At 55.5% G+C, this 25,787-nt stretch carries 29 protein-coding genes; 22 read left to right on the top strand and 7 right to left on the bottom strand.

Going from position 1 to position 25,787, the window contains the following annotated elements; genetic code table 11:
• The first annotated feature begins 42 nt into the window (after positions 1-42).
• The 8 genes from C7445_RS01655 to tlp all read left to right on the top strand — a co-directional run bounded on the left by C7445_RS01655 (position 43) and on the right by tlp (position 6,439).
• On the top strand, positions 43-822 hold the full coding sequence (locus C7445_RS01655) for an SDR family oxidoreductase (RefSeq protein WP_134158288.1): 780 nt from the start codon (positions 43-45) through the stop codon (positions 820-822).
• 76 nt (positions 823-898) lie between these two features.
• Positions 899-1,156, top strand: coding sequence for an acyl carrier protein (acpP, locus tag C7445_RS01650; protein WP_134158287.1), 258 nt, complete (start codon positions 899-901; stop codon positions 1,154-1,156).
• 125 nt (positions 1,157-1,281) lie between these two features.
• On the top strand, positions 1,282-2,940 hold the full coding sequence (locus C7445_RS01645; RefSeq protein ID WP_134158286.1) for a class I adenylate-forming enzyme family protein: 1,659 nt from the start codon (positions 1,282-1,284) through the stop codon (positions 2,938-2,940).
• 11 nt (positions 2,941-2,951) lie between these two features.
• Positions 2,952-4,178 carry an acyl-CoA dehydrogenase family protein gene (locus tag C7445_RS01640; RefSeq protein WP_134158285.1) on the top strand — a complete coding sequence of 409 codons (1,227 nt, stop codon included), beginning with the start codon at positions 2,952-2,954 and terminating at the stop codon, positions 4,176-4,178.
• Between the two features lies 1 nt (position 4,179).
• Entirely contained in the window at positions 4,180-5,202 is a 1,023-nt protein-coding gene (locus C7445_RS01635) for an alcohol dehydrogenase catalytic domain-containing protein (protein WP_134158284.1), read from the top strand.
• Positions 5,203-5,229: 27 nt separating this feature from the next.
• Positions 5,230-5,856: a hypothetical protein gene (locus C7445_RS01630; protein ID WP_134158283.1), complete on the top strand. Its 627-nt coding sequence runs from the start codon at positions 5,230-5,232 to the stop codon at positions 5,854-5,856.
• A gap of 29 nt (positions 5,857-5,885) precedes the next feature.
• Positions 5,886-6,116 carry a hypothetical protein gene (locus C7445_RS01625; RefSeq protein WP_134158282.1) on the top strand — a complete coding sequence of 77 codons (231 nt, stop codon included), beginning with the start codon at positions 5,886-5,888 and terminating at the stop codon, positions 6,114-6,116.
• Positions 6,117-6,208: 92 nt separating this feature from the next.
• Positions 6,209-6,439, top strand: coding sequence for a small acid-soluble spore protein Tlp (gene tlp / locus C7445_RS01620; RefSeq protein ID WP_134158281.1), 231 nt, complete (start codon positions 6,209-6,211; stop codon positions 6,437-6,439).
• A gap of 74 nt (positions 6,440-6,513) precedes the next feature.
• Here the strand turns inward: tlp and proS are convergent, their stop codons facing one another.
• The gene (gene proS, locus C7445_RS01615) at positions 6,514-7,965 is read right to left on the bottom strand and encodes a proline--tRNA ligase (protein ID WP_134158280.1); all 1,452 of its coding nucleotides are present in this window, start codon (positions 7,963-7,965) and stop codon (positions 6,514-6,516) included.
• Positions 7,966-8,067: 102 nt separating this feature from the next.
• Here proS and C7445_RS01610 point away from each other — a divergent pair, with 102 nt between their 5' ends.
• Positions 8,068-9,141: a metal-dependent hydrolase gene (locus C7445_RS01610; protein ID WP_208320804.1), complete on the top strand. Its 1,074-nt coding sequence runs from the start codon at positions 8,068-8,070 to the stop codon at positions 9,139-9,141.
• Here the strand turns inward: C7445_RS01610 and C7445_RS01605 are convergent.
• Positions 9,123-9,554 (bottom strand): helix-turn-helix domain-containing protein, encoded by a 432-nt coding sequence (locus C7445_RS01605; RefSeq protein WP_134158278.1) that lies wholly within the window; start codon positions 9,552-9,554, stop codon positions 9,123-9,125. The genes C7445_RS01610 and C7445_RS01605 overlap by 19 nt on opposite strands.
• A gap of 76 nt (positions 9,555-9,630) precedes the next feature.
• Positions 9,631-10,188 (bottom strand): GNAT family N-acetyltransferase, encoded by a 558-nt coding sequence (locus C7445_RS01600; RefSeq protein WP_166668941.1) that lies wholly within the window; start codon positions 10,186-10,188, stop codon positions 9,631-9,633.
• Between the two features lie 117 nt (positions 10,189-10,305).
• Here C7445_RS01600 and C7445_RS01595 point away from each other — a divergent pair, with 117 nt between their 5' ends.
• From C7445_RS01595 to codY, 5 genes are all read left to right on the top strand, one after another.
• Positions 10,306-10,530 (top strand): helix-turn-helix domain-containing protein, encoded by a 225-nt coding sequence (locus tag C7445_RS01595; RefSeq protein ID WP_006447211.1) that lies wholly within the window; start codon positions 10,306-10,308, stop codon positions 10,528-10,530.
• Positions 10,527-11,129: a helix-turn-helix domain-containing protein gene (locus tag C7445_RS01590; protein ID WP_134158276.1), complete on the top strand. Its 603-nt coding sequence runs from the start codon at positions 10,527-10,529 to the stop codon at positions 11,127-11,129. Before C7445_RS01595 ends, C7445_RS01590 begins: the two co-directional genes overlap by 4 nt.
• 45 nt (positions 11,130-11,174) lie before the next feature.
• Entirely contained in the window at positions 11,175-11,360 is a 186-nt protein-coding gene (locus C7445_RS01585) for a hypothetical protein (protein ID WP_243834871.1), read from the top strand.
• A 73-nt stretch (positions 11,361-11,433) separates the two neighbouring features.
• Positions 11,434-11,739, top strand: coding sequence for a YerC/YecD family TrpR-related protein (locus C7445_RS01580; RefSeq protein ID WP_134158274.1), 306 nt, complete (start codon positions 11,434-11,436; stop codon positions 11,737-11,739).
• A 262-nt stretch (positions 11,740-12,001) separates the two neighbouring features.
• Positions 12,002-12,790: a GTP-sensing pleiotropic transcriptional regulator CodY gene (gene codY, locus C7445_RS01575; protein WP_134158273.1), complete on the top strand. Its 789-nt coding sequence runs from the start codon at positions 12,002-12,004 to the stop codon at positions 12,788-12,790.
• Between the two features lie 74 nt (positions 12,791-12,864).
• Here the strand turns inward: codY and C7445_RS01570 are convergent, their stop codons facing one another.
• On the bottom strand, positions 12,865-14,244 hold the full coding sequence (locus tag C7445_RS01570) for a dipeptidase (RefSeq protein ID WP_134158272.1): 1,380 nt from the start codon (positions 14,242-14,244) through the stop codon (positions 12,865-12,867).
• 224 nt (positions 14,245-14,468) lie between these two features.
• Between C7445_RS01570 and C7445_RS01565 the strand changes: the two genes are divergently transcribed.
• The 4 genes from C7445_RS01565 to C7445_RS01550 all read left to right on the top strand — a co-directional run bounded on the left by C7445_RS01565 (position 14,469) and on the right by C7445_RS01550 (position 18,877).
• Positions 14,469-15,335 (top strand): serine O-acetyltransferase, encoded by an 867-nt coding sequence (locus tag C7445_RS01565; protein WP_134158271.1) that lies wholly within the window; start codon positions 14,469-14,471, stop codon positions 15,333-15,335.
• A gap of 605 nt (positions 15,336-15,940) precedes the next feature.
• Positions 15,941-17,611 carry a purine-cytosine permease family protein gene (locus C7445_RS01560; protein WP_134158270.1) on the top strand — a complete coding sequence of 557 codons (1,671 nt, stop codon included), beginning with the start codon at positions 15,941-15,943 and terminating at the stop codon, positions 17,609-17,611.
• A gap of 157 nt (positions 17,612-17,768) precedes the next feature.
• On the top strand, positions 17,769-18,569 hold the full coding sequence (locus tag C7445_RS01555; RefSeq protein WP_166668939.1) for an alpha/beta fold hydrolase: 801 nt from the start codon (positions 17,769-17,771) through the stop codon (positions 18,567-18,569).
• Complete coding sequence (locus C7445_RS01550; RefSeq protein WP_134158268.1) at positions 18,566-18,877, top strand: GIY-YIG nuclease family protein; 312 nt, start codon at positions 18,566-18,568, stop codon at positions 18,875-18,877. Before C7445_RS01555 ends, C7445_RS01550 begins: the two co-directional genes overlap by 4 nt.
• A 6-nt stretch (positions 18,878-18,883) precedes the next feature.
• Here the strand turns inward: C7445_RS01550 and ileS are convergent, their stop codons facing one another.
• The gene (gene ileS, locus C7445_RS01545; RefSeq protein WP_134158267.1) at positions 18,884-22,021 is read right to left on the bottom strand and encodes an isoleucine--tRNA ligase; all 3,138 of its coding nucleotides are present in this window, start codon (positions 22,019-22,021) and stop codon (positions 18,884-18,886) included.
• Positions 22,022-22,523: 502 nt separating this feature from the next.
• On the opposite strand from ileS, the gene C7445_RS01540 reads away from it, so the two are divergent.
• Entirely contained in the window at positions 22,524-22,844 is a 321-nt protein-coding gene (locus C7445_RS01540; RefSeq protein ID WP_134158266.1) for an iron-sulfur cluster assembly accessory protein, read from the top strand.
• Positions 22,845-22,892: 48 nt separating this feature from the next.
• The gene (queC, locus tag C7445_RS01535) at positions 22,893-23,579 is read left to right on the top strand and encodes a 7-cyano-7-deazaguanine synthase QueC (protein WP_208320802.1); all 687 of its coding nucleotides are present in this window, start codon (positions 22,893-22,895) and stop codon (positions 23,577-23,579) included.
• A gap of 44 nt (positions 23,580-23,623) precedes the next feature.
• On the opposite strand, the gene C7445_RS01530 is transcribed toward queC, so the two are convergent.
• Together C7445_RS01530 and C7445_RS01525 are read right to left on the bottom strand one after the other, a co-directional pair.
• Positions 23,624-24,151 carry a helix-turn-helix domain-containing protein gene (locus C7445_RS01530; protein ID WP_134158264.1) on the bottom strand — a complete coding sequence of 176 codons (528 nt, stop codon included), beginning with the start codon at positions 24,149-24,151 and terminating at the stop codon, positions 23,624-23,626.
• On the bottom strand, positions 24,141-24,545 hold the full coding sequence (locus C7445_RS01525) for a globin domain-containing protein (RefSeq protein ID WP_134158263.1): 405 nt from the start codon (positions 24,543-24,545) through the stop codon (positions 24,141-24,143). The genes C7445_RS01530 and C7445_RS01525 overlap by 11 nt, the downstream gene beginning before the upstream one ends.
• A gap of 145 nt (positions 24,546-24,690) precedes the next feature.
• Here C7445_RS01525 and C7445_RS01520 point away from each other — a divergent pair, with 145 nt between their 5' ends.
• Entirely contained in the window at positions 24,691-25,068 is a 378-nt protein-coding gene (locus C7445_RS01520; protein WP_134158262.1) for a YlbF/YmcA family competence regulator, read from the top strand.
• On the top strand, positions 25,065-25,748 hold the full coding sequence (locus C7445_RS01515; RefSeq protein ID WP_134158261.1) for a metal-dependent hydrolase: 684 nt from the start codon (positions 25,065-25,067) through the stop codon (positions 25,746-25,748). The genes C7445_RS01520 and C7445_RS01515 overlap by 4 nt, the downstream gene beginning before the upstream one ends.
• The last annotated feature ends 39 nt before the right edge of the window (positions 25,749-25,787 follow it).

Raw genomic sequence — 25,787 nt, 5'->3', positions numbered from 1 at the left:
GGACATAGCGGCGTTCTGTTGGTCGCAAGGAGGCATGACTGAATGTTGTTGGCAGGGAAAAAGGCGTTTGTAACCGGCAGCAGTCGCGGCATCGGACGCGCTGTTGCCATCGCGATGGCACGCGAGGGCGCAGATGTCGTCATCCACTATCGGCGCGAGCCGGAACAGGCGGAGGCGACGGCGGCTGCTGTGCGCGAACTGGGGCGTGAGGCCTTGGTCGTCAAAGCGGAGATGGAGAGCCAGGAGGAATTGAACGCTGCGTTTGACGAGATTGAACGAGTCTTCGGAGGCCTTGATATCTTTGTCGCAAATGCTGCGGCCAGTGCATTCAAGCCCATCGATAGTCTGAAAGACTACCATATCGATCGCACGTATCGCGTGAATATCCACAGTTTCGTCTTCGCCGCACAGCGCTGTGTACCGCTGATGGAAAACCGCGGTGGCGGGCGAATCATCACGATGTCGAGCATGGGCAGCACATACACGTTGCCGCGCTACGCGACGCTTGGGTCCGCGAAAGCGGCACTCGAAGCGATGACGCGTTATCTCGCGTCGGAAGTGGGCGACAAGGGAATCACGGTCAATTCCATCAATCCAGGTGTCGTCGACACCGAATCGGCCCGCTATTACGGTGGAGACAACTATGATGCGTATCGACAGGACGTCATTGCGCATACGCCGCTAGGCCGCTTGGCGACTCCTGAAGATGTCGCAGACACAGCTGTCTTTCTGGCGAGTGATCTGTCCCGATTTATCACAGGTCAGGTGATTCGCGTCGATGGCGGTTTAACGCTTTTGACAGGCGGATTTGAGAGCTTTTAAGAGATGCAACGGGGTTTTCAAGCCGTGTATCAGGTTTGTGGCAGCAACATCAAGCCAATAGAAAAGGAGAAGACAGATGGCAGAGGCATTGAATAAGCAACAGATCGAAGAACGCGTGCGCAAAGTGGTGGTGAACCAATTGCAGGTGGACGCGGACCAAGTCAAGCCGGACAGTCTGTTTGTCGATGATCTTGGTGCCGATTCGCTCGATCTGACGGAACTCGCGGTCGCCTTTGAGGACGAGTTCGACATCGAGATTCCAGAGGCCGATTTTGGTCAACTTTCGACGGTTGAAGGTGTCGTTCAATACATCAGCGGGCGCTTAGCACACTGACAAAGACAAAGGGCGGCCAATGGCTGCCCTTTTCCCCTGCTAGGGCGGATCGCGCGAATCGACAGCACGATTTGACATCCGAATGAATTGTGTCGCACCAACCATGTACATGAGGAGGTACTCGGATGTTTGATTTTGAGGGCAGGACCCTGACACGTGAGCGCGCTCAATTATATATCGACAAAGGCTACTGGACAGAAGAGTCGTTTGTCGACGTGTTCTACAACGACGTCAAGCAATATCCGAACTTTGTCCATCGAGATGAAGAACGGGAAGCGAGCTATGAGCAACTTTGGAACGAGATCGAAGCGGTTGCGGCAACTCTGTACGAAATGGGGGTCCGCAAGGGCGATACCGTGGCCTTGCAGTTGCCAAATGCGCTCGATTACGTGGTCGGTGTATTTGCAGCAGCGCGGATTGGTGCCATTGGCGTGTCCCTTCAAATTGATCTAGGGCGGCAGGCGCTGTTGACGAGTCTCCAAACATCGCGCGCAAAAGTCTGGATCATTGCGGACTACTTCCGCGGCCAGCCTCTTTACGATATGGCGGTTTCACTGAAGGCTGAATTGCCGGATCTCAAGGAGATTGTCCTGCAGGGCGATCCGCAACGGGCTCCGGAAGGGGCCCTGACGTTTGCGAGCCTCCGCGATTCCGGCAAGAAGTTGGGAGACACGGAACTCGCCGCAAACCGCCCGGGGGCGCTCGACGCCTTCCTCATGGTGTTTACGTCCGGTACGACAGGTTCTCCCAAGGGCGTCGTCCACTATCACGCCAACTACCTATGGGCCGCGCGCGCCTACGCGAAGAATTTTGGGTACGAACCTGGAGAAGGTGTGCTCTGTCTCGCGCCCATCTGCCATCAGACAGGCATGCTTGCCGGTGTGATGATGACCGTCGCCAAGGGTGGACGGATCATGTTGCTCGAGCGTTTCTCGGCGGCGCGCGTCTTGAAGTGGATCGAGGAATATCGACCGACCTACCTGGTGGGCGCGCCACCGCACGTCATTCACGTGGCGAATGCGCCCAACCTGAAAGCGACCGATACGTCGAGTGTCAAGTTGTTCATCTACGCGGGTGCGCCTGTGCCGAGCGCTGTGCTCGTGCAACTCCAGGCCGACAGTGGTATCAAGGTCGGCTGTATGTTTGGCTGGTCGGAAGGATTCTTGGCGACGGCAACGCGCCCTGACGATCCGCTTGAGGCTCTGTCGTCGACTGTCGGTTTTGCCATTCCTGGTACAGAGGTGCGTCTGGTCGATGAGGATGGCCATGACGTGAAGCCGGGCGAACCTGGGGAGATGTGGTCGCGAGGCCCGAACTTTAGTGCGGGCTATTACCAAAATCCGACGGCGGCGCACAAGCAATGGGACGCCGATGGCTGGTTCCACTCAGGGGACGTCCTGCGCCAAGACGAGAACGGGCGCTACGTGTTCATCGCCCGTGCGGACGACATCATTAACCGAGGCGGCACCAAGATCGACCCGAAGACTGTCGAGGACGCTATTTCCAAGCATCCGTCTGTGGAAAACGTCGCCGTGGTCGGGGCTCCAGACGCAACGCTGGGCCAGCACACAGTTGCCTGCGTGATCTTGCGCGAAGGGCACGCGGCGTTGTCATTGAAAGAACTACGGGAATTTCTCGCTGAGCAAGGACTTGCGAAGTTCCAATTTCCGGATCGGCTCGAATTGATGACGGAGTTTCCGCAGACACACTCTGGAAAAATCAAAAAGAAAGATTTGCGTGAGCGTTTCCGCCTTGAAGCGGAAGGTCAGGCAAACGGCCGCTAGGAGGACTTGTCATGAGCATTCTTAACCCTTCCATGCCCGACGCGATTCGCCCACAGTTGCCGCACTATGACGAAGCGCTGGTGCAGAGGGCAAACGAGATTCGCAACCGCGTCATTCAGTTCCGCCAGGAGGAGGCGGCAGAATGGGGCGCGCAGATCGAACGCGACGAAAAGATCCCCGCTGCGCTGTGGGCGCGGGTGCGCGAATTAGGCTTTCACAAGTTGACACAGCCGACTTGGGTTGGCGGTGAAGGTCTGCCACTTGGCCTGTACTTTCCGATTCTCGAAGAAATTGCCCACTGCCACGGTTCGATTCGCATGGTGTTCCACGCGTATAACAGCATCTGGCGAACCGTCGGTCAAGGCACGCGCGAACAACAGGAGTACTGGCTGAAGAAGTTGGTCGACGAAGGTGCGCTTGTCGCCTTCGCGCTGACGGAACCGGACAATGGCACCGGGATCGATCTGCGGACCACAGCGACCTACGAGAATGGCAAATTCATTCTCAACGGGCGTAAACATCTCATCACGTTTGCGGAGGAAGCCGCTGTTCTCGCCGTGATCGCCAAGATGGAAGGCGGGGCCGGCCGTGGCGGATTGACCGCATTCCTTGTACCGCAGGGCCGCAAAGGCATGAAGTTAATCCCGATGCCGCACATGATGGGCGACAAAGGCTGCTCGCACGCCGTGATCGAGTTCGACAACTGCGAGGTCGGCGAAGACGAGATTCTTGGCGAGATTGGCGAAGGGTTTGGCGTGGCGGTGCGCGGTTTTCTCGATCAGAGCCGGGGATGCATTGCGCAAAGTGCAGTCGGCTTGGCACAGGAATCGCTGGACAGGACACTCGATTTCGTGCGGCAGCGGACGACGTTCGGCAAGGCACTGGCAAGCCGGCAGGCCGTGCAGATGCGTTTGGCTGAAATGCAGATTGCCGTCCAGGCGGCGCGCCTGTTGTGTCTTGACGTCGCTTATAAGTACGATCTCGGCCAGGACATTGCGCTGGAAGCCTCGATTGCGAAAGCGAATGCGATTCGCATGGTCGGCGATGTCACGGACGGCGCACTGAGCTTATTTGGAGGGATCGGCTACGCGGTGACCAGCCCGGTGGAGCGGCTGTACCGCGATGCGCGGTCGCTCTGGTTTGAGGAAGGTACCATCGAAATGCAGAAGATGACCATTGCCGAGGCGCTTTTGACCAACGCACGCCGTCGTGAGCGCGAAGCAAAGCGGGCGGAATGAGATGCGGGCGTTGCAATTCGCGCCGGATCGCGGCATAGGCGTGGTCGAACTACCTGTACCAGTGCCGGCGGCAGATGAGGTGTTGTTGCAGGTCGATGCCTGTGGTGTGTGTGGCAGCGACCGGCAAATTGTACGCGGTGAGACGCCGCCGTTTGGCACGCAGTTTCCTCTCGTTTTGGGGCATGAAATTGCCGGTACCATCGTATCTGTCGGCGACGACGCAGCCGGCTGGAACGTGGGCGATCCGGTAATCGTACACCCGTTTCGCCCGTGTGGAACGTGTGCGGTGTGCCGCAGGGGGGAGTCGAACCTTTGTGCACAACAGGGGTGCATTGGCTTCACGCGCCAGGGTGGGTTTGCGGAGTATGTGGCTGTACCACACGACCAACTCGTCCGTCGCCCAGTCGATCTCGATCCGGCAGCAGCAGCCATCCTGGTCGATGCCTACGCGACTCCACAGCGAGCCCTCGTGGCGGCAGGAGCGGACGTGGCATCGACGGCCCTGGTCATCGGTACGGGAGGATTGGGCCTGGCTGCCATTCAGTTGCTCAAGGCCAGTCAGGTTGACCGCGTCGCGAGTGCAAGCCGGCGCGAGGCCGGGCTCGCGGCGGCGCATGCCGCAGGTGCAGATGTCGCCGCTCTGCTTGCAGACGCGCGTGGTGCCGCCCGTACCATCCGGCGTTTTGCTGGTGCGGGTGGGGTCGATCTCGTGCTCGACACGATTGGCGATGGGCAATCGCTCGCCTTCGCTCTCGATGCGCTGCGCCCGGGCGGTACCGTCGTGATCGTAGGGATGCCCGCGGGCGACGTGGCCCTGCCGATGGCGAGGCTGGTGCGCCGTGGCGTTCATTGTATCGGCAGTTACGGTTCGCAATTGGCCGACGTCACGGCGGTCGTCAACCTTGCGGCAGACGAGCGGATCGACCCGGCGGCCCTGCTCGGGCGAAGCGTTGCCCTACAGGATGCGCCATTGGCGTTGGCGACGCAAAGCGGTGGGCGCGACGTCGTCCTGCCGCAGAGGTGAGCCCCGGTGCGGGACGGAGGCGATGGCATGCACGACGAAGAACGCATTGCAATGCTTCGCAAGGCGTGTGAGATGTTGTATCACGACGTGCGCTTGCCGTTGTACGAGCGTTCGCATGTTTGGCCAGAACATTTTGCACAGAATCTGGAACACGCAGCAAATGGGGAGGACAAGTTGCGGCAATGGCTCGTCGAGTTGTTGCGCGTCGAGGCGGACGAACCGATTGTACTCCATGGTGTGAGAAACGCGTTGTTCCACGTATTTGACGCGTTTAAGCCCCATCTGTCTGCAGCCCACAGACATGACTGGCTGGATCTGATTTTGCGCGATCCGGCAAAGGCCCGATCGCGCATGCACCAACTGTTGCTTGCCCATCCAGATACAATGCTGGCCAGTTCGTATTACTGGCGCGCGGACCGCTGGCGGATCGCTTGGTTTTGGCATGAGAATGCATGGTGGCAGTTTCGTGTACGCGATATCGGTGGGAACGGTTTGACGCTGGCGTGGGAGATACGTCCGCGCGCGGAAGTAATGGCGCGGATGCGTCAGACGAACAGTGGCTACGACGTCGAGTGGATGCACGCAGAACGGCTGGCGGTGCGCTTTGACAATGGTGAGTACATCGCGTATCGTTGGCTGGCGGAAAGTCACTAGGGAAGCATCGGTACGGAGGAGGCGGCAGCGTGGAACGCGAGCCGAATATCCAGAAAGCGCGGCGCTGGCTCTATGCTTTAGGCGGCTTGGGCGCTGTGATTGTCATCTTTAGTGTTGTGGTCAACCACATTGATTCGGGCATTTCCATTGTCGGTTATGTCGTGGGCTTTGTCTGTCTGTTGTTGGCGGCAATGGCGGCGTTTGCGAAACAGGACGGGAAGCCTGACCGCGGGAACGGCAGCGATAAACGGCGGCGCTGAGCGAATGAATCGCCAATAAATCGATCTCATAGAACTCGTGAGCGCGTAACATCCTAGCGGGTGAACATCACCTGGATGGAGGGATGAACGCGATGGCAAAGCCGGACAACCGCGCGGACAACGTCGAGCATTTGCAACAAGCATTAAACCACACGATGGAAAATATCCGAGAAGCAGGGACATTTTTGGCTGCGCATGCGGACGATATGAACCCGAAGGACGTAGCGGCGCTCGAACAAAAAAATGAAAGGCGCCGCCAGGCCATTTCGGGCTTTCGCGAAGAAATCAAGGACGAAGCGGCGCACCAGCGCAAACAGCATTAAGTTGTTATGGAAACACAAACAGCCATTTCGCACGCGTGCGAGATGGCTGTTTGTGTGTGATATTGCAACGGTATTCAATACGCTTTGGCAAACCAAACCGCATATGTTGCTGGCTTGCCGCACGTGACGCAGCGCTCTGGTCGCGCCGGTGGATCAAATGGGATGTTTCGACTCGTAGCCGAGCACGCATCCTTTACGGCGCGTTCGCAAGCTTCGGCACCACACCAACCGGCGAGAACCAGGCCGCGCTCGTTTTGGATGTAGTTGACTAGGGCAGCGAGATCGTCAGCGACATACGAGTGCTCCTGCATCCGTTCTTTTGCCGCTTTGAACATGTCGGATTGAATGGTCGCCAATAGTTGCGTCACCGTCTCAGTCACTTGCGCCAATGGTACGGACAGCTTCTCGCCCGTGTCGCGACGAACGAGAACGGCGTGGCCACTTTCCAAGTCGCGCGGTCCGATTTCGATGCGGATGGGAATGCCGCGCATCTCGTATTCGTTGAACTTCCAGCCTGGGCTAACGTCGTCGCGGGCGTCCATCTTTACGCGAACACTTGCACTTTGCAGCGATGTGACCACTTGCTCGGCAGCTGGAACGACCATTTCTCGCGCTTTGGCTGGCCCGATAGGAATCACGACGACTTGGGTTGGTGCGACTTTCGGTGGAATGATTAAACCTCTGTCGTCGCCGTGCACCATGACGATGGCACCAAGCAAGCGCGTTGTGATGCCCCATGACGTCGTGTACACATATTTGCGCTGATTGTCCTTGTCCAAGTACTGAATTTCGAATCCTTTTGCGAAGTTTTGCCCAAGATAGTGCGATGTCGCCGTCTGCAGGGCTTTGCCATCCTTCATGAGAGATTCGAGCGAATATGTGTCAACGGCTCCAGCAAATTTTTCGCTCGGCGTTTTTTGGCCGCGAATCACTGGAATGGCTAAATATGACTCGACGAAATTGGCGTAAATCTCGAGCATTTGCATGGTTTCTGCGCGCGCTTCTTGTTCGGTCGCGTGGGCCGTGTGACCCTCTTGCCAAAGAAACTCGCTTGTCCGCAAAAACGGCAAGGTGCGTTTTTCCCAGCGTACCACGTTCGCCCATTGGTTCAAGAGTACAGGCAAATCGCGATACGATTGAATCCACTGAGCATACATATGTCCGAACATCGTCTCCGACGTCGGTCGCACGGCGAGGCGCTCTTCGAGGATGTCGCCGCCCGCTTCGGTGACCCAAGGCAGTTCCGGGTTGAAGCCTTCTACGTGCTCTTTTTCCTTTTCGAAAAAACTCTCTGGAATAAAGAGTGGGAAGTAGGCGTTGCGGTGGCCAGTGCGTTTGAATTCCCGATCCAACTCCTGTTGGCAACGCTCCCATATTTCATAAGCATCTGGCTTGAAGACGATGCAACCGCGCACAGGCGCATAGTCCATCCAGTCGGCTTTTTGAATCACGTCCAAATACCAACGGGAAAAGTCCTCGGATTGCGGGGTGATTTCTTTTACAAATGATTTGTTTTCCTTTGCCATGACGGCCCTCCTACGCACGTTCCTGCTTGCCATCTTACGGAATGCAACAATCCGCGTCAATTACAGCATACTTTGAATCAGAACGGATCGGGGGTAGCGCTTGTGGACAACTTGACACACGCTTGTCTCGGGCTCGGTGTATATGGCACATACATCGCCGCGACAGGCCACCCAATAGGCGGTGCCGTTGCTTCGGCAGCATGTGCGGCTGCAGTGATTGGTGCGGAAGCCCCGGATGTCGACATCCTCGCACGGCTTTTTGGCGATTCAGTAACCTATTTATACCAACACCGGCAATGGTCGCACAGTCTGCCATTTTGGTTTGCTTATAGCTTCATCATCGGTGGTGCTTTAAGTTTTTGGGCAGGGGGACACACGCTCCTGTTGGTCACCCTTGCGTTCGCCGGTGTTCTTACACATATCGCCTCAGACATGCTGACGACGTATGGCACCAAAGCACTGTGGCCGATCACCGGCAAACGTTTTCGCGGCGACAGTCTTTTCGTCGGCGAACCTATCTTTGTCGTGCTTGCGCTCATCGGTATCGTGCTGTATCGACGAGGTCTGCCCTTGCCAGGCTTTGTTTTTCCACTGGACGCGATCGCGCTCTTCTATACATTGTGGCGCGTTCTTTTGCACCAGTATTTGCTCCGTCGACTGCGCCTGGAACTGCCTCGCCTCGTCGGGCAAACGGCAGCAGATACATGCAGAATACGCGTGACGCCGATGCTCTTGCCGATCCCGCAGGCACACAAGTACGTGATTGTGAACCACCATCGGTACTGGTTCGGATCGTTTACCTTGGGCGGGCGACCCGTGCCAGAGGCGGAGGTTGAGAGCGATACGGCCCCGGCCGTGGCCTTCGCCTTGCAGAACAGCCGAGTCGGGCGAGCCATGGCGTGGTTTACACCGATGTTGGTGGCGAGACTCGAACAAGAAGGACAATTGACCATCGTTCGCTTAGCCGACGCGGGCGTTCGCTATTTTGACACGCTTCTGTTCAGTGCGGCCATTGATCTGGCAGCTACCGAAGATGGTTCGTATGTACTCGTCCATGAAGGGCTGCGGGCACAAAGTATGCATGTCCGCCGTTCCATTCTCGGCGGGTGGAAGAGATTGGGCCGGCGCATGCGGTTGACCATAGCGAGCCCTAAGGGCTATCGGTCCGGGCGTTGAGCGTTCCTGTCCGATTCCGCCCCGTCCGCATCTGTATCAGGATCCGATTGGTATTGTTGTTCCCGTTCGCGCAGATAGGCTGCGAGCACCTCGAGTAGTACGGCGGGATTGTCCAAGGCGTCCGCTTCCGCGAGGCGCTTTGCCATTTCCGCATAAGAGGCGGACATATCGAGGCTGACGTCAGCATCTGCAGTTGCTTGAGCATTGGGTAAGGCATCCGAATCGAGAAATGAATCGATGGGCACCCCGTAGGTCCGCGCCAGTTTGGCGACGACCAGAAACGACGGATTGGGACGGGTTCCGTTTTCAATAGCGCTCAAGTGGCTGATGGAGATACCGGCTGCGTCGGCGACTTCAGCCAACGTGAGTCCGCGCTCTTCCCGCAGTTGGCGCAAACGCCGTCCTAATTGCATGGCGCAGCTCCCTTCCAGATGTTCTGTCTACAAATGTAGAATGAATGCATCTGAGAATCAATCCACAAATGTATAATCAATCGTGCAATGGTGTGATATACAGTGCAATCGGGGTGCCTGCGGCAAACTGTCGGCGGCGCCAATACTGGTACCAGGGACTCGTCTTCTCGCCTGTGTACACAAGGTGCGGAAACGGGAGTTTTGCGTATGCGCGGGCAGCTCGTTGATTGGCGACTGGAATGGCCGCGATCAGCCAATCGGCACGAAACCCATGTTTGGCCGCGTTCCAGGCGTGCTGCTTAAGGGTTTGATTGAGACCAGTGCCGCGGGCGGATGGTGCTAGATACGTGCCAATTTCCATGGCATGCCCGAGTTCCGGATGTTCGGAAAATGCCGTTGTGAGTGCCGCATAGCCCATGGGATGTGCGCCTGGTTGCCGGATCGCGACTTCGACCTGGCCGTCGCCAAGCCATGCCGCCGCCGACCAGATTTCTATCATTTGTGCAAATGCCTCTTGCTTTCGCAGCTCGACAGGCCAGCCGGCTTCTTTCGAATATGTGCGATAGAGGCGCCACAGTGATTTCCAGTCGTCCAACTGGAATAGCGTGCGAGGGTTGTCCCATCGATTTGGCATCGTTGTCCCTTCCGCCGAGCCAGATGCATTGTGTTGGTGTTCTACAATTGAAAAAATCAACCTACCGAAATTGGGTTTGGTTTGATATGATTTTCTCAATCGTAGAACTGTCATGGAGTGGTTCGGTTGGGTGAACTTGCTCAGCGGTTAAGATATTATCGCAAATTGCGCGGCATGTCAGTCCGCGAATTGGCGGAGAAAGCGGGCGTGAGTGTCAGTTACATTTACGCCATCGAGTCGGGGGTTCGCGGGAGCAATGTTGTGAAACTGGGGCAGATCGCCGAAGCGCTCGGAGTTCAGTTGAGCGAATTATGGGGCGATGCGCCGGAACGACCATGGTGAAACAGCCGTGGGAGGTCATTACAGAGGCACGGCGCGCTCAGGGACTGACGCAAATGCAAGTCTGCACAGGCATCTGTTCACAAACTGTGTATTCGTTGTTCGAGCAAGGGGTATGGATACCCGATGACGCCGAGGTTGAACAAATCTGTACGCGGGTTGGATGGCAGGACGCTCTAGGGCTTACGAAGTTGTGTGCGCTTCACAGGGAGCGGCTGCAACAGAAAGTCGCACTTTGGCGAGCATTTGTGCACCAGGATACACATGGTGTGGGCGGTTTGCTGGCACAATTGACCGACGATGCCCTTTTCATCGACATCCTGTGTTATCGGACGTGGCTTTTCACCGCTTCACCGGACGTCGGTCTTACGTTCACAGAGCCGCCCGCTGTAAGTGGCTTGGCGGAATTGCGTAGCCATGTCGTTGCACAGCGGGATTACCTGCCAAAGAGCATGTTGGGGCGCGGAGATACTCGGTTGCTTGTGGTGCTCGCGATGGTGGAAGCAGATTTGGCTGTGTCGTGCGGGCGGCACGCTGCCGCTGCATATTGGCGAGATCGCGCTTGCGAATTGAAGTTGCAGGTGCCGCGGTACTGGGTGTAAGGTAGTGCGATGAACAGATGCGGCTGTGGCATGGGAGGCGATCACGTGGAGACGGATGCACAGCGTGGATACCAGGACGCAATACGGCATGTGGAACGAGCACTTGAGCATCGCAAGCATCATCTGCAGGAGCAAATTCTGGACGCGTTTCCCGGTGGGGAGGAAGAACGAAAGGCGCGTCTCGACGAACTTGCGCATATGCAGCAAGTCATTCGCTCCTTGCATCGCTGAGTGTAACATGGCATCTTGAGCGGTTGTCTGGTACACTACTTTCGTACGTCAAAGTAGTAAAGGATGAATGGCAATGGCGCTCGAGAGGCTGGATACGCACGACGTTCGCCAATTGTTTCAGGCCATTCTGGCCTTGCAAAACGAACAGGAATGCTTTCAGTTTTTTGAGGATTTGTGTACAGTCGGGGAAATACAGTCGTTAGCACAGCGCTTGGCTGTCGCGCGTATGTTGCGCAATGGTTCGACGTATCATGCCATCGAAGTGGAGACTGGGGCAAGTACGGCGACCATCAGCCGCGTAAAGCGTTGCTTGCACTACGGAGCCGATGGTTATCGACTGATCCTTGACCGACTTGCGGAAAACCCGACAGAGACTTGAAGTGTAGAGAGGCCAAAGCTATAACGGGGTCTGAATCCGTTCACCATAGGACTGCGGCAGGGCGTTCCGCTTTGGAATGCACAATGTCGCAGTTTGTTCATTTGACATTCTCCAACGTTCTTTGTAATCTCATATGGTGCGGATGAATTGTCTGTGTTATGCGGATAATTTAAACAACAGAAACAATTCACCGATTGCCATGGCACTTGGTGATTGAGCAGAGACAGATCGATTTTTACGAAGGAAAAAGGTGACGATAGCTGTGAAGCTGTTAGAACAAGTTCAGGAACTCGGGCAACTGCTCCATCGATCCCACGAGCAGGTGGAATTTCACGAAGTCGCAGAATTTTTAAGTAAAGTCATGCACAGTAACGTGTATATTGTCGGGCGCAAAGGGAAGATCCTCGGTTACGGTGTCGCGGAACACGCACTGACGGAAGAATGGCTGAACATTATGACCAAAGATCAGCGCTTCCCGGGCGATTTTAACAAGCATCTCTTGCGCATCGAACAGTCTGTTGCCAATCTGTCCGATGAACAGAAACAGCCATTTTACGTTTTTTCGCCGGAAGAGAATGAATCGTTCCGCAGCAAGTACATTGCCATCACGCCGGTCATTGGTGCGCGTGAGCGCCAGGGGACGCTCGTATTTGCGCGATCAGAACAACCGTTTGACGAGAATGACGTCATCTTGGCTGAGTACAGTGCGACCATCGTCGCGCTTGAAATTGTCCACTCGCGTCAACAGCAAAAGGAAGAAGAAGGGAGACAGCGGGCGTTGGCGCACTTGGCCGTCGAATCGCTCAGTTTTTCGGAACTTCAGGCTGCCAAGTATTTACTTGACGCTGTTCGCAACTCTCCGGACGGCATTGTGGTCAGCAGTCAGATTGCCGATGAGCATGGTGTGACGAGATCCGTCATCGTCAACAGCATTCGCAAGTTGGAAAGCGCAGGGACGATTGAGAGCCGCTCACTTGGCATGAAGGGCACGCATTTGCGCATCTTGAACCAGTTTGTCGAAGATGAAATCAATCGCCAGTTTGAACGTTGACGGCAAGTTTTAGCATCTCGTACGACAAAAAGGCCACCCTTGAATCGGGTGGCCTTTGCCGTGTCGACGATACATTAAGCCTGACCCATCGCTTGGGGCAGGTGTGTGTAGTAGTAACACAAGGTGCGCAATCCTTTGTCAAAGTTATCGAGTGAAAAGTGTTCGTTTGGTGCGTGGAAGTTCTCATCGCCAAGGCTGAAGCCCATCATCACGACAGGGATATTGAGCACGTTGGCGAACGTCTCAACCACGGGAATGGATCCGCCCATGCGCGTGAACACGGCTGGTGTGCCATATGCGTGGGCATATGCCTCAGAAGCCAGTTGGATGGCTGGGTGGTCATATGGTGCGAGATACGGCTTGCCACCGTCCTGGCGAACCAACGTCACCTGTGCACCCGTGGGCGTATGCGTCGCCAGGTGGTTTTCAATCAGGTCGAGAATTTCCCCCGGATCTTGGTTTGGCACCAACCTGCATGTGATCTTCGCGTGTGCTTCACAAGGAATCACGGTTTTTGTGCCTTCACCTTGGAAGCCGCCGTATATGCCGTTGATTTCGAGTGTTGGACGCGCCCAAAGCCGCTCCAAGGTCGTGTAGCCGGGTTCGCCGTGCAACTGAGTAAGACCAAGAGACGCTCGATAGGATTCGTCGTCATGACCCAACTTTGCGTACTGTTCTTTCTCGTCTTGTGCGAGGGGAGTCACCTTGTCGTAAAAGCCTGCGACTGCCACCGATCCGTCTGGATTGTGGAGACTGTTGAGCACTTCCACCAAGGCGTGAATCGCATTGGGAACGGCACCGCCATAGAGGCCGGAGTGGAGGTCGCTTGCCGCTGTTCTGACGTCGATTTGACAAGCGGTCAGGCCGCGCAGTCCATAGACGACGGCTGGCTGAGTCGGCGAGATCATCGTCGTGTCGGAGATGAGAATGAGGTCTGCAGCAAAGTGTTCGCGCTCTTTCTCCATAAAGGAGTGCAGATGTGCGGATCCAATCTCTTCCTCGCCCTCAATGCAGAATTTGATATTGACCGGGAGTTTTCCCGACACGGCGAGCAAGGCACCCAAAGCATGGATGTGCATGAGTGTCGGTCCCTTGTCATCACTGGCACCGCGCGCAAAGATCTGGTTGCCTTGGATGGTTGGCTCAAACGGCGGCGTCTTCCACAACGAGACAGGATCAACGGGTTGCACGTCATAGTGACCATAAACCAATACGGTTGGCGCATGTTCTGCGTGCAGCCAGTCCGCATAAACGACTGGATGGCCGCCCGTTTCCATCAGGGTGGCGTGCTCGAAACCGGCATCGGACAGCTTCTGTTGAATCCAGACCGCCGCATGGCGAACGTCCGCCTTATGCTCGCTCAGCGCGCTGATACTTGGAATCGACAACAAGTCGACAAGTTCGTCCAAGTGGCGCGAGCGGTTGGTGGACAAATACGATTCGATAGCGTCCATTGGATCCACACTCCTCTCTGCCTGTCACTTCGTCGCTGACAGGTGTTTCATATAGGAGCATATCGTAAAAAGGCCCCACGGAAAATGGCGTCCATCCTGGGTATGTGGCACGATGCGAAAATCCCACTTTACACACGGGATTACAGAGTTTTTTGCAAACTTATAGCGATGTATACTCGTAAGAGACGCACAGGCAAAGGGAGCGAGAGGGGAAGAGAAACGGGATGAACACCCAGGACATTGCCAGCCATTTGCTGCAAAACAGTTGCCGTATGTTTAAAGGGCGTACCTGTCATCCAGAGCCGGAGGCCATCCGAGAAATCGTCCTCTTGACCAGGTCATCCTTGTTGCCAAATTACTTTGAGGTTGAGGCGGATCGCCGCCTTACAGATAAAATTGAACGCTTGCGTTCCGTACTTGCGGAGCAGATTCATCGCGCATCTTATCAATCTTGTCTCGCAAGCGGCGGTACGGAGGACACCCGCAGGGACGCTTGGGCCAAAGCGGATGCGTTTATCGAACATCTGCCAACTCTGCAGGACTTTGTGTATGAAGACGTCGTCGAAACGCTCAATGGAGATCCGGCAGCGTCCGGTCACGACGAGGTCATTTTGACATACCCGGGCATTCTTGCGCTCCTGATTTATCGCGCTGCAAATCTGCTGCATCGCTTTGGGGTACCGTTGCTTCCACGGATGATGACCGAATACGGGCACCGTTTGACTGGGGTAGATCTGCACCCAGGTGCGACCATTGGCCGCGGCATTATGATCGATCACGCAACTGGCATTGTTGTTGGCGAAACAGCGGTCGTCGGAAACCACGTGAAGATTTACCAAGGTGTGACGCTCGGTGCATTGTACTTCCCGAAGGACGAGGGCGGTGAATTGGTTCGCCATATTAAGCGTCACCCGACCGTTGAGGATTACGTCGTGCTATACGCGAACTCCACCGTACTGGGTGGTGACACGGTTATCGGCCATCACAGCGTAATTGGGAGTAACGCGTGGGTGACGCAGTCGGTGATGCCATACAGCAAGGTCGTGTATGAAACGGAAAGCGTCGTCCGGCCGCGCGGTGTAAAGTCGTGACTCTTGGTTGACATGACATGCTGACCAGCCTCGCTTACGGGCGAGGCTGGTCAGCATGTATTATTGTTTTGTTCATGACCTCGCTCTGTGTAGACGTTCTATCTTGTAATTGATTATGACCCCTACGGCAGCACGGCTGCTCACAATGTCTTCATAATCACATTGTTCTCCACTTTATTTCGTCATCTCCGGTTCTAAAACACCACACGTTCACAAATAATCCAACGATTCGGAATGCATTCTCATTTTCCGATCTATCGATTGCAGATTGGGTGGAAAGCGTCAGGGTGCAAGCGGGCGTTTGAGAATTCGACGATACCGTTGGTCCCTCCTAATACCGTCGGCTGTGGCCAGAGAGGTTGAACAGTTTGTTCTGGAGTATAATTGTTAAATAATATAACATATCATCTCGTTAATTCTCCAGTTTGGCCTGATATGAGCTAAGATGAAGGTTGTATTATATAACATAAATATCATCGCGATTCAGATGTTCCTAAAAAATTGATTATACATGTTAGTTTATATAACAATTTTGATTGCCAATGTGCGGTTTGGAATGTTAGGTTGAGTTTGCAAACAGTTCAGATGGTTTGGGAGGGGTTTCGATGTCTCATCCGCAGCCAGAACAAGGGCACTTGAGGCCCAAGCGTACATTCAATCGTTGGGTACAAAATCCCGTGCTGGAGGACTATGCCCTCCGCTATGCACCGAAGTCATTCCGTCGTTGGGGTGAATGGACCGTGATGAATTCAGCTCTTGGCGGGATCGCTTATATGGCTGATTTCGCCATTGGTGGTTCTGTAGTGCTAACGTACGGTTTTGCGAACGCCATGACCGCCATTCTAGTGGTGGCGGCTATGATTTTCCTTACTGGTATTCCCATCGCATACTACTCGGCCAAGCACAATATTGATATGGATTTGTTGACGCGCGGAGCAGGCTTCGGCTATTACGGTTCCACCCTGGCCTCACTGGTCTATGCGTCGTTTACATTCATCTATTTTTCACTTGAAGGTTCTGTTATGGCGCAGGCGTTGCAAGAGTTCTTCCACATTCCTCTGGCTATCGGATACCTTATCTGTTCCTTGGTTGTCATCCCACTTGTCATGTTTGGCATGACGGCTTTGTCCAAGCTGCAGATGATCACCCAACCTGTTTGGCTCGTGCTGATGCTCGGCCCGTTCGTCGCGATCGCGCTTCAGGATCCGTCCGTGTTTTCGCACTGGATGCAATTTGGTGGAGCCTCGGCTTCCGGCAGCCACTTTACCCCTTTGGAGTTCGGTCTAGCTGCCGGTGTAACGTTGTCCTTAATCGTGCAAATTGGAGAGCAGGTGGATTATCTGCGCTTCATGCCAAACCTCACTTCCCAAAATCGCAACAAATGGTGGTTAGCCGTCATGTTTGCAGGCCCGGGTTGGGTCATCTTAGGTGCCATCAAACAACTGGGAGGCTCCCTTTTAGCTTCGTGGATTGACCCGGCTATGGGAAGCAAAGCGGCTGACGAGCCAATCAGAATGTACACGCAAGCCTTTCATACAGTGATAGGCAACGGTTATGCAGCGCTTGCATTAGCCACATTCTTCGTACTGCTATCACAGATCAAAATCAACGTGACAAATGCGTATTCAGGATCACTATCATGGTCTAACTTCTTTTCGCGTATCTTCCACTCGCATCCGGGCCGCATCGTCTGGCTTTTCCTGAACGTGGGGATTTCGCTTGGTCTGATGGAAGCAGGCGTGTTTGGGTTCTTGAACACAGTGCTCGGGTTTTACTCGAATCTTGCGGTCGCCTGGATCGGGGCGGTGGTTTCCGATCTCGTCATCAACAAAGGTCTTTTGAAAATCAGCCCCTCTTATATCGAATTTAAGCGCGGACACTTATACAACTTTAACCCAGTTGGATTTGGATCCATGATCATTGCGGCAAGCGTGTCTATTGCGGCCTTCTTTGGGGCGTTTGGATTGATACTCCAGGCATACTCGCCGTTCTTATCTTTCGTGTTGGCCTTCGTACTCGCTCCCGTAATTGCCCTTGTGACGCGGGGCAAATACTACATTGCGCGGGAGAATGCCTTCGAACATTCGGATAGGCATCACGAGACCCACAAACATTCGGACTCACCTGATGAGTTGACTTGTGCATCGTGCGGATTTGTGTATGAAAAGGTCGATGTGTTGTACTGTCCTTTTCACAAAGCGCCTATCTGTTCGCTCTGCTGCAGCTTGGAGAGTGCGTGTCACGACCTGTGTAAAACGTCTGTGTCTGCACATTGACCGACACCATGTAGCGATGGATTGCCCGTTTGGCCATGGAAATATCTCCGCCGTTGTGCTACATTTGTATTAACCCTTTACCCCTGATTTGGGCCACCTGCGTTTAGGTGTGCCTCTTTTTTTATATTTGTGGATGGTGCGATGGGAGGAAGCGAGGGTGCCACTAGCTGACTTGGGTGCTGTCGAGCTGTATTACGAAGTGCATGGAGAAGGCCAGCCACTTATTTTGATTATGGGTCTTGGCGGAAACGCCGACTGGTGGGGGAGTGGCTTTGTTCGGCGGCTTGCCGCTAAGCGTCAGCTCATCGTCTTCGACAATCGCGGTGCCGCGAGGACGGTGTTGCGTGGGGACAAGCCGTTTACGCTGGTCGATATGGCGGAGGACGTCGTCGGTCTTATGAAACACTTGGGTCTCGCGATGGCTGACGTGTTTGGCGTTTCGATGGGTGGTATGGTTGCCCAGGAGGTTGCCCTGCACCACCCTGGGCACGTGCGAAAGTTGATTCTTGGGTGTACGACGTGTGGAGGAAAGGAGCAGACGCCCCCGACAGCGGAGGCCGCCGCCATGCTGGTGGGACAGCCGGGCGATGCGGGGCAAGAGCTGCAAAATCAGATTCGACTTCTCTTTCCAGACGCATTTATTGCCGAGAATCTGCCGTTGCTCGAAAACAGCTTCCGCGCACTGATGCGCCATCCGATGCCGCGGGAGAACTACTTTCGACAACTCCATGCCATACAGACGTGGCCGGGGACGTATGACAGGCTGCCAGCCATCACGCATGAGACGCTCGTGCTGCATGGTACGGACGACATGTTGATCCCTGTGGAAAATGGCCGTACACTGCACCGCAGGCTTCCTAACTCGATCCTGCGCGAGTATCCTGGCACCGGACATGGCTTCACACTGCAAGCTGCAAGCGACGTACTGGCCGACGTCGAATCGTTTCTCGAAGCATGAACAAGGACGTTGCCCGACTCGAATCGGATGGCGATCGTGGACAAGGACACTTCGTGTACATCGTCGAGTGCGGCGATGGAACTCTCTATACCGGCTATGCGACCGACGTGTTGCGGCGGATCGCAATGCACAACAAAGGCCGCGGCGCGAAGTACACACGCGGGCGCGGCCCTGTTCGTCTGCTTTACGTCGAATCACATGCCGACAAATGTGCGGCTTTACGGCGCGAACGAGCCATCAAGCGGCTGCCGCGCGCCCGAAAGCTCGCGTTGGTGAGAACATACCAGGGGCTCTGGGGCACGTTCTAGTGCCCATCAGCGCCCCACGGCAAGCGTCAATGTTCTTCCATTCACATCCCATTCCTTCTCGAGATCCGCGTCCACAAGCGGTGTGTACGCCCATTCACGGATCAGCACCGTCGACTCGATCCGCTCGCGATTGCGCTCGATCACCCCGAGCAATTCTGGGTCCCCGGCGGCGTAAAAACGCACTTTGTGCGTCACGCCGTAGTCGACTTCTTTGCGCATCATCTGCATTTTCGAGATGATCTCGCGGACGTAGCCCTCTTCAATGAGCTCTGGTGTCAATTCCGTGACAAGTCCCACGAAACCGCGATGGTCGACGCTGACGAGGCCTTCGAAGTTTGCGCGGTAGCGGATTTCACCGTGTTCTGTCGTCAGCGTTTCGCCTTCGAGTTCGACAGCACCATGCTCGCGAAACGCCTCAATCTGTTCTGCCGTGGCTGCTTTTGCCGCCTGGTTAAGCTGCTGCGTCTTCTTGCCAAAGCTTTTTCCGACCGCAGCCAACTGCAGATACAACTCCGGCTTCGCGATGTCGTCGAGATCGACAAACCGCACGTCTTTGACGTTCAACTCGTCTTTCAAGATTTCGGTAAACCTGCCAAGAACGGCCTCTTCCGCTTTCGGTACATACATGGCCGACAAGGGTTGGCGCGTCTTGATCTTGCTTTCGTTGCGAAGATGACGCCCTGCTTCGACCACGCGGAGGACGGTTGCCATTTCGCGGATCAGTCCTTCGTCGACCAGTCCTGGATTGGCAGCCGGGAAGTCGCACAGATGCACGCTCTCGGGCACGTCCGTTGAAGCGCCGTTTAAGCGTACGATGTTTTGGTAGATGTCTTCCGCCAAGAACGGTGTCACAGGTGCCGCCAGCATCGCTGTCGTCGAAAGTGCCTCGTACAGTGTCAGATATGCCGATACCTTGTCGTCCTCCATGCCTGACGCCCAAAACCGATCCCGGTTGCGCCGCACGTACCACGTCGAAAGCTCATCGACAAACGCTTGCAAAGCGCGTGCTGCCGTCGTCGCATCATAGCGCTCGTATGCCGCGTCGACAGTCGCGATCGTCTGGTGCAGGCGCGCCAGCAGCCAGCGGTCCATGAGCGGCCGCATTGCCACCGGAATTTCCTTCGCCGTGCGCGGATCGAACCCGTCGATGCCGGCATATAGCGCGTAGAACTGGTGAATGTTTTGCAACAAATCGATGAACTTCGCTTTGCTCTCGGCCACTGCGCGGTGGTAGAACAACTGCGAATTCCACGGCTGTGTGTTCGCGACAAAATAGAAGCGCAGCGCGTCGGCTCCATGCATGTCGAACGCCTCGAATGGATCGATCACGTTGCCTTTCGACTTCGACATCTTTTTGCCGTGTTCATCGAGCACGTGGCCAAGCACCAACACGTTCTTGTAGGGCGCCTTGCCTGTGACGGCCGTCGAGATCGCAAGCAGGCTGTAAAACCATCCCCGCGTTTGGTCGATGGCCTCGCAGACAAAGTCGGCGGGGTACAGTTTTTCAAATAGCTCCTGATTCTCGAAGGGATAGTGCAATTGGGCAAACGGCATGGATCCCGAATCGAACCAGACGTCGATCACTTCGGGGACCCGAGCCATGGTTCCGTCGCCACACGAACAAGGCCATGTCAGATCGTCGATGTACGGCTTGTGCAATTCCTGCGGCAGGCGGCCAGCTTTGTCTTCAAGTTCCGCTTTCGAGCCAATGCATTCGAGCTGCCCGCATACGTCACAGCGCCAGATTGGCAAAGGGGTTCCCCAGTAGCGGCTGCGTGACAAGTTCCAGTCAATCACGTTTTCCAGGAAGTTGCCCATGCGCCCCTCGCGCACGTGCGGGGGAATCCAGTTGACCGACTGCGAGTTGCGCATCAAGTCGTCTTTGAACTCGGTCGTGCGAATGAACCACGAGTCAATGGCATAGTAGATGAGCGGCGTGTCACAGCGCCAGCAGTGCGGGTATGAGTGTTCGTGCTTGTGCTTGTCATATAGCAGACCGCGGTGCGCAAGGGACTTGACGAGATCGACATTCAAGTCCTCATCTTTGACGAAACGGCCCACATAGTCCGGAACATCAGGCGTGTAGCAACCGGTCTCATCGACAAAGTTGATGAAGACGAGGCCAGCGCGCTGGCAGGCTTTGTAGTCGTCTTCGCCGTGCGCAGGTGCCATGTGAACAATGCCCGTCCCACTGTCGTCCGTGACGTGATCGGAGGCAATGACAATGTGCTTCTTGCCATCTTGGACGACGTATGGAAACACCGGCTCGTATGCGGTGCCGACCAATTCCCGCCCCGTCTTTTTCGCGATCACGCTGTCACCTGCGGCGAGGAAGCGCTCTTGCAAACCTTCCGCGACCCAGATGTTTTCATTCAGATCTGCCTTGTGAATCAGCACGTACGTAAGGTCGTCGTGGACGGCGAGTGCGACGTTGCTCGGCAAGGTCCACGGCGTCGTCGTCCAAGCGAGAATGTACGTTGGACGGCCGTCCACGTCGCCGTCTTTGACGCGGAACTTCGCGGTGACGGAGAGGTCCTTGACGTCCGCATAGCCTTGTGCGACCTCGTGGCTCGAGAGTGTGGTCTCGCAATGCGGGCAGTACGGGCTGACGCGGTGCCCCTGCACCAACAACCCTTTGTCGAAAATGGTTTTAAGCAAGTGCCATACGGATTCGATATAGTCGTCGGTCAGCGTCATGTATGGGTGATCGAGATCGGTCCAATAGCCCAGGCGCTCCGTCAATTGCCGCCAGGTCTGTTCGTACTTGAAGACGCTCTCGCGGCATGCTTGCACGAACTTCTCGACGCCAAACTCCTGAATTTGCTTTTTACCGCTGATCTGAAATTTCTTCTCGATCTCGATTTCGACGGGCAGCCCGTGCGTGTCCCAGCCCGCTTTGCGCATCACGTGATAGCCCTTCATCGTCCGATAGCGGGGGTATAGATCCTTGAATACGCGCGTCAACACATGGCCGGGGTGAGGCAGGCCGTTTGCCGTCGGCGGGCCTTCGTAGAACACCCATTCTGGGCGCCCATCGCGGTTCTGCTCGCTCGCGTGAAAAACGTCGCGATCGCGCCAGAACGACAGTACGCGTTCCTCACGCGCTTTTGCCGGCTCTTTGGCATCGACTTTGCGGATCGACATGTCTGACTCCACTCCTTCTTTGTCCATCAAAAAACACCCGTCCGCGAAGGGACGAGTGTTTGCTCGCTGTACCACCCAACTTAGCGATTCGGCTTGCCATATGCCGATCGCTCCATCTGTCGAAGGTGGCCGCGGTACGACGCGCATGGCGCGACAGAGGACCACCATTCGGCCCTTGATAACGGGAGGGAACCGATTCTGCTTACTTTGCCGGGCGATAGTCCGCCAGGCGTGTTCAGCAGATGCCTTGGAGGGGATATTCGCGGCGGATTCGTGCACGGGCTCACACCACTTCCCGATTCGCTTGGGCACGCTCGCGGCCGCTACTCGGCCTCGTCATGGGCGGTAGCAGTTTTTGTTATTGACGTATAGTATACTGACTGACATCGCTTATTGTAAATTTGTTTGCACAAATGTCCAGCGGCGGCTTTCCGATGGTTGGATATGCATCGTGACGCGTATTGTGAGAGGCGCTACAATGAACTGGGAGGGGAGGCACCTCATGCCGACGTTCACGAGTGCAGCGTGTTCTGAAATCGGGCGGTTCCATCGCGAGGAATTATGTTCGGGAGAATTTATTCGCATTGCCCGCGCGTATCAGTGCGGGGGACCAAGGTTTCAACTGACGGTCGACGATGTGATGACCGGACTGGACCGCATTGTGCCTGTAGCGAACGGGAGTGCAGAGCAGACACAGGCAGAGCTAGGCGATGGCGTCACCGTCGTGATCGACGAGGTGTGTTTGCAATTGCTTGAGGGCGTACTTGTCGACTTTGGAGAGAATGGCTTCATGTTTGCGGAGGCACCGCCATCGGCGTGTTAACGCTCGACATAGAACGGACAGGCGGACAAGCATATAGAAATGAGGCGTATGGAAGTGGCCAAGGCAGTTGTCATTTTAAGCGGTGGACTGGACAGCACCACCTGCATGGGGATCGCACAGCACGCCGGGTACGAGTTGTTTCCCATCACGTTTGATTACGGACAGCGCCATCGGATAGAGCTTGAGTGTGCCAAAAAGGTGGCGGCGCATTATGGAGTTCGCGATCATCGTATCGTCTCCCTCGACTTCCTGAGGCAAATCGGTGGCAGCGCTCTGACCGACGACGCCATCGAGGTGCCGGTGTCTGGCCTGTCGCGGGATATTCCTGTGACGTACGTGCCTGGACGCAATCTTTTGTTTTTGTCGATCGCGGCCTCATATGCGGAAGTCATCGAGGCAACAGCGATTTACATTGGCGTGAATGCGCTGGATTACAGCGGATATCCGGATTGTCGGCCGGAGTTCATTGAAGGTGTCCAGCACGTGTTGCGCATTGGTACCAAGGCAGGCGTGGAAGGCCGTTCGATGCAAATCGAGACGCCTTTGCTCCATTGGTCGAAAGCCGAAATCATTCGCAATGGTCTGGACTTGAACGTCCCGTATGAACTTACGACGTCTTGTTATCAAGGCGGTGAGGAGGCTTGCGGCGAGTGTGACAGCTGTCGATTGCGGCTGAAGGGATTTGCGGAGGCCGGAGCACGCGATCCAATTCCATATCGGGTGTCGGCAAGCTGATATGTGCGCAAGGCAGCGCGTCGAACGAAAACATGGCGGCTGGTTCAAGCTTGAAAGGCTTGAATCAGCCGCCATGTTTTTTCCAACTGTTTGCGTTTTTCAGCATCAGCCGTTACAAGTTGCTGCAAAAAAGGCATCGCGTCCGGGTGCATGCGCACAAAAAGGATGAGCCTTGCCTCTTCAAGGGTCAAGGCAAGTTGCGTGACCCCCTGTGCGTCGGAGGAGGCCTCCTTGACGCTTTGCAGACTTTGCAGATTTTGCGGGCTTTGCACGCTAACCGAACTGGTCTGTTCGCTCCCCATCACGGGAGCACGCGGCGTCACGGTGGTTGTCGGTCCTGCGGTCAGTTGCTCTGCGGTGTCTGGTTTTAGCGTCGTGATCGGTACTTCCAAGGCCTTTGCGAGTGCAAGCAACGTGGCATCGTCTGGTTGTCGCCGATTCGTTTCGTACATCGCGACAGCGCTCGTCGAGATGTTGGCTCGTTCCGCCAGCCTGGCTTGGGTCAATCCACGCTGTTTGCGCAATTGGGCGAGCCGTTCACCCAGTGTGCCAACGGGTGTTTCATCTTTCATGTCGAGTTGTTTCCTCCTCCAGTTCCGTATTGACCATGTGGTAGGCTGTCGCAGTCAATCGCTGCAACATGGCCTCGCGCGCGGGCGCGGGGATTTCCGCATCGATCATCGCGCCTGTCATACAACGCAACCACGCCTGTGCATGGCGCGTCGTGATCGGAAACGGCAGGTGGCGGGCGCGCAGCATGGGTTGTCCGCGGCGTTCCGTGTAGAGGCGGGGGCCACCGAACAGTTGTGTCATAAACCAAAATTGGCGTTCTTTCACTTCATCGAAGGTCGGCGGGAACAATGGGCGCAGCAGTGGGTCGGCAGCTACTTTGTCGTAGAATGACTCCACGAGTCTGCGCATGGTGGTCTCGCCGCCAATGGCTTCATAAACGGTCATGGCACTCATTTGTCCACGTCCTTTCCACGATGACAGTATAACTAAACAGGCATATCAAGTCTTGTACGATCTCGTCACACACCCAACTGGTGAACAGGATTGGATTTGGACGATGCATCCAACAAGAATTATAATGCTATGGGGAGGGAGTTCGGTGAATCCGTATGACCATGCGCACGCGCTGGCTAAGGCGATTCGCGAGTGGGAGCCCTTTTTGCGAGCACGCGAGGCCGTACGCGCCTTAGATCAGGATCCGTCGGCGAAAGACATGTTGATCGATTACCTTCGACGGCGAATGAGGATGGAAGCCAAACAACTCCGTGGGGATCGGTTGACGGAAGAAGAAGTATCCACGATGCAAAAGCTTGCGGAAGTCGTACAGTTGAACGTGAACGTCAACAAGTATTTGCAGGCGGATCGAGAACTGCAGACGCTACTGATGGATGTTCACGCCATTCTGGCCAAGACATTGGCTGACGTGCAAGTTGTTTCTGCGGCAGAGATGTTTGAAGAAATGGGGCGCAACGAATGAAGATTACATATCATGGACAATCCTGTTTTATCGTCGAGAGCGGGGAACATCGACTGATTATTGATCCGTTTCTCAGCGGCAACGAAAAGGCCGTTATCAAGCCCGAAGACGTCAAGGTCTCGTACGTTGTGTTGACGCATGGCCATGCCGATCACGTCCTTGATGCAGAAGCCATTGCCCGCAACAACGATGCGACGATCATCGCAGCAAATGAACTGGCGGTTTACTATGCTCGCAAAGGGTTGCAGATTCATCCGCTCGGCATCGGAGGGAAGGCGGATTTCCCGTTTGGCCGCGTCAAAGTCACCTTGGCATTCCATGGCTCTGGTGTTGAGACGGACCAAGGCCTTGTCTATGTCGGGCCGCCCGTCGGCTATTTGTTGACCATCGAAGGAAAGACGATTTATCACGCTGGCGATACGGGCTTGTTTGGCGATATGAAGATTCTCGGCGAATTGAACCAGATCGATCTCGCCCTGCTCCCGATTGGCGACAACTTTACCATGGGACCTGAGGATGCCTTGATTGCAAGCGAGTGGTTGCACGCAAAAACGGTGATACCGATGCACTATAATACGTTCCCGCTTATTGCCCAAGATGGGGCGCAGTTTGTGAAAGACCTCAAGGCGCGCGGCATTCAGGGCGTCGAGTTGAACATTGGGGAAACGTACGTGCTGTAACCGTGCGAAGTGATACTGAAAAAGCGGGCCGCGCTTGCG

The sequence above is a fragment of the Alicyclobacillus sacchari genome (assembly GCF_004366795.1).
GTDB lineage: Bacteria > Bacillota > Bacilli > Alicyclobacillales > Alicyclobacillaceae > Alicyclobacillus > Alicyclobacillus sacchari.
This window is presented reverse-complemented; position numbering and strand designations above follow the sequence as displayed.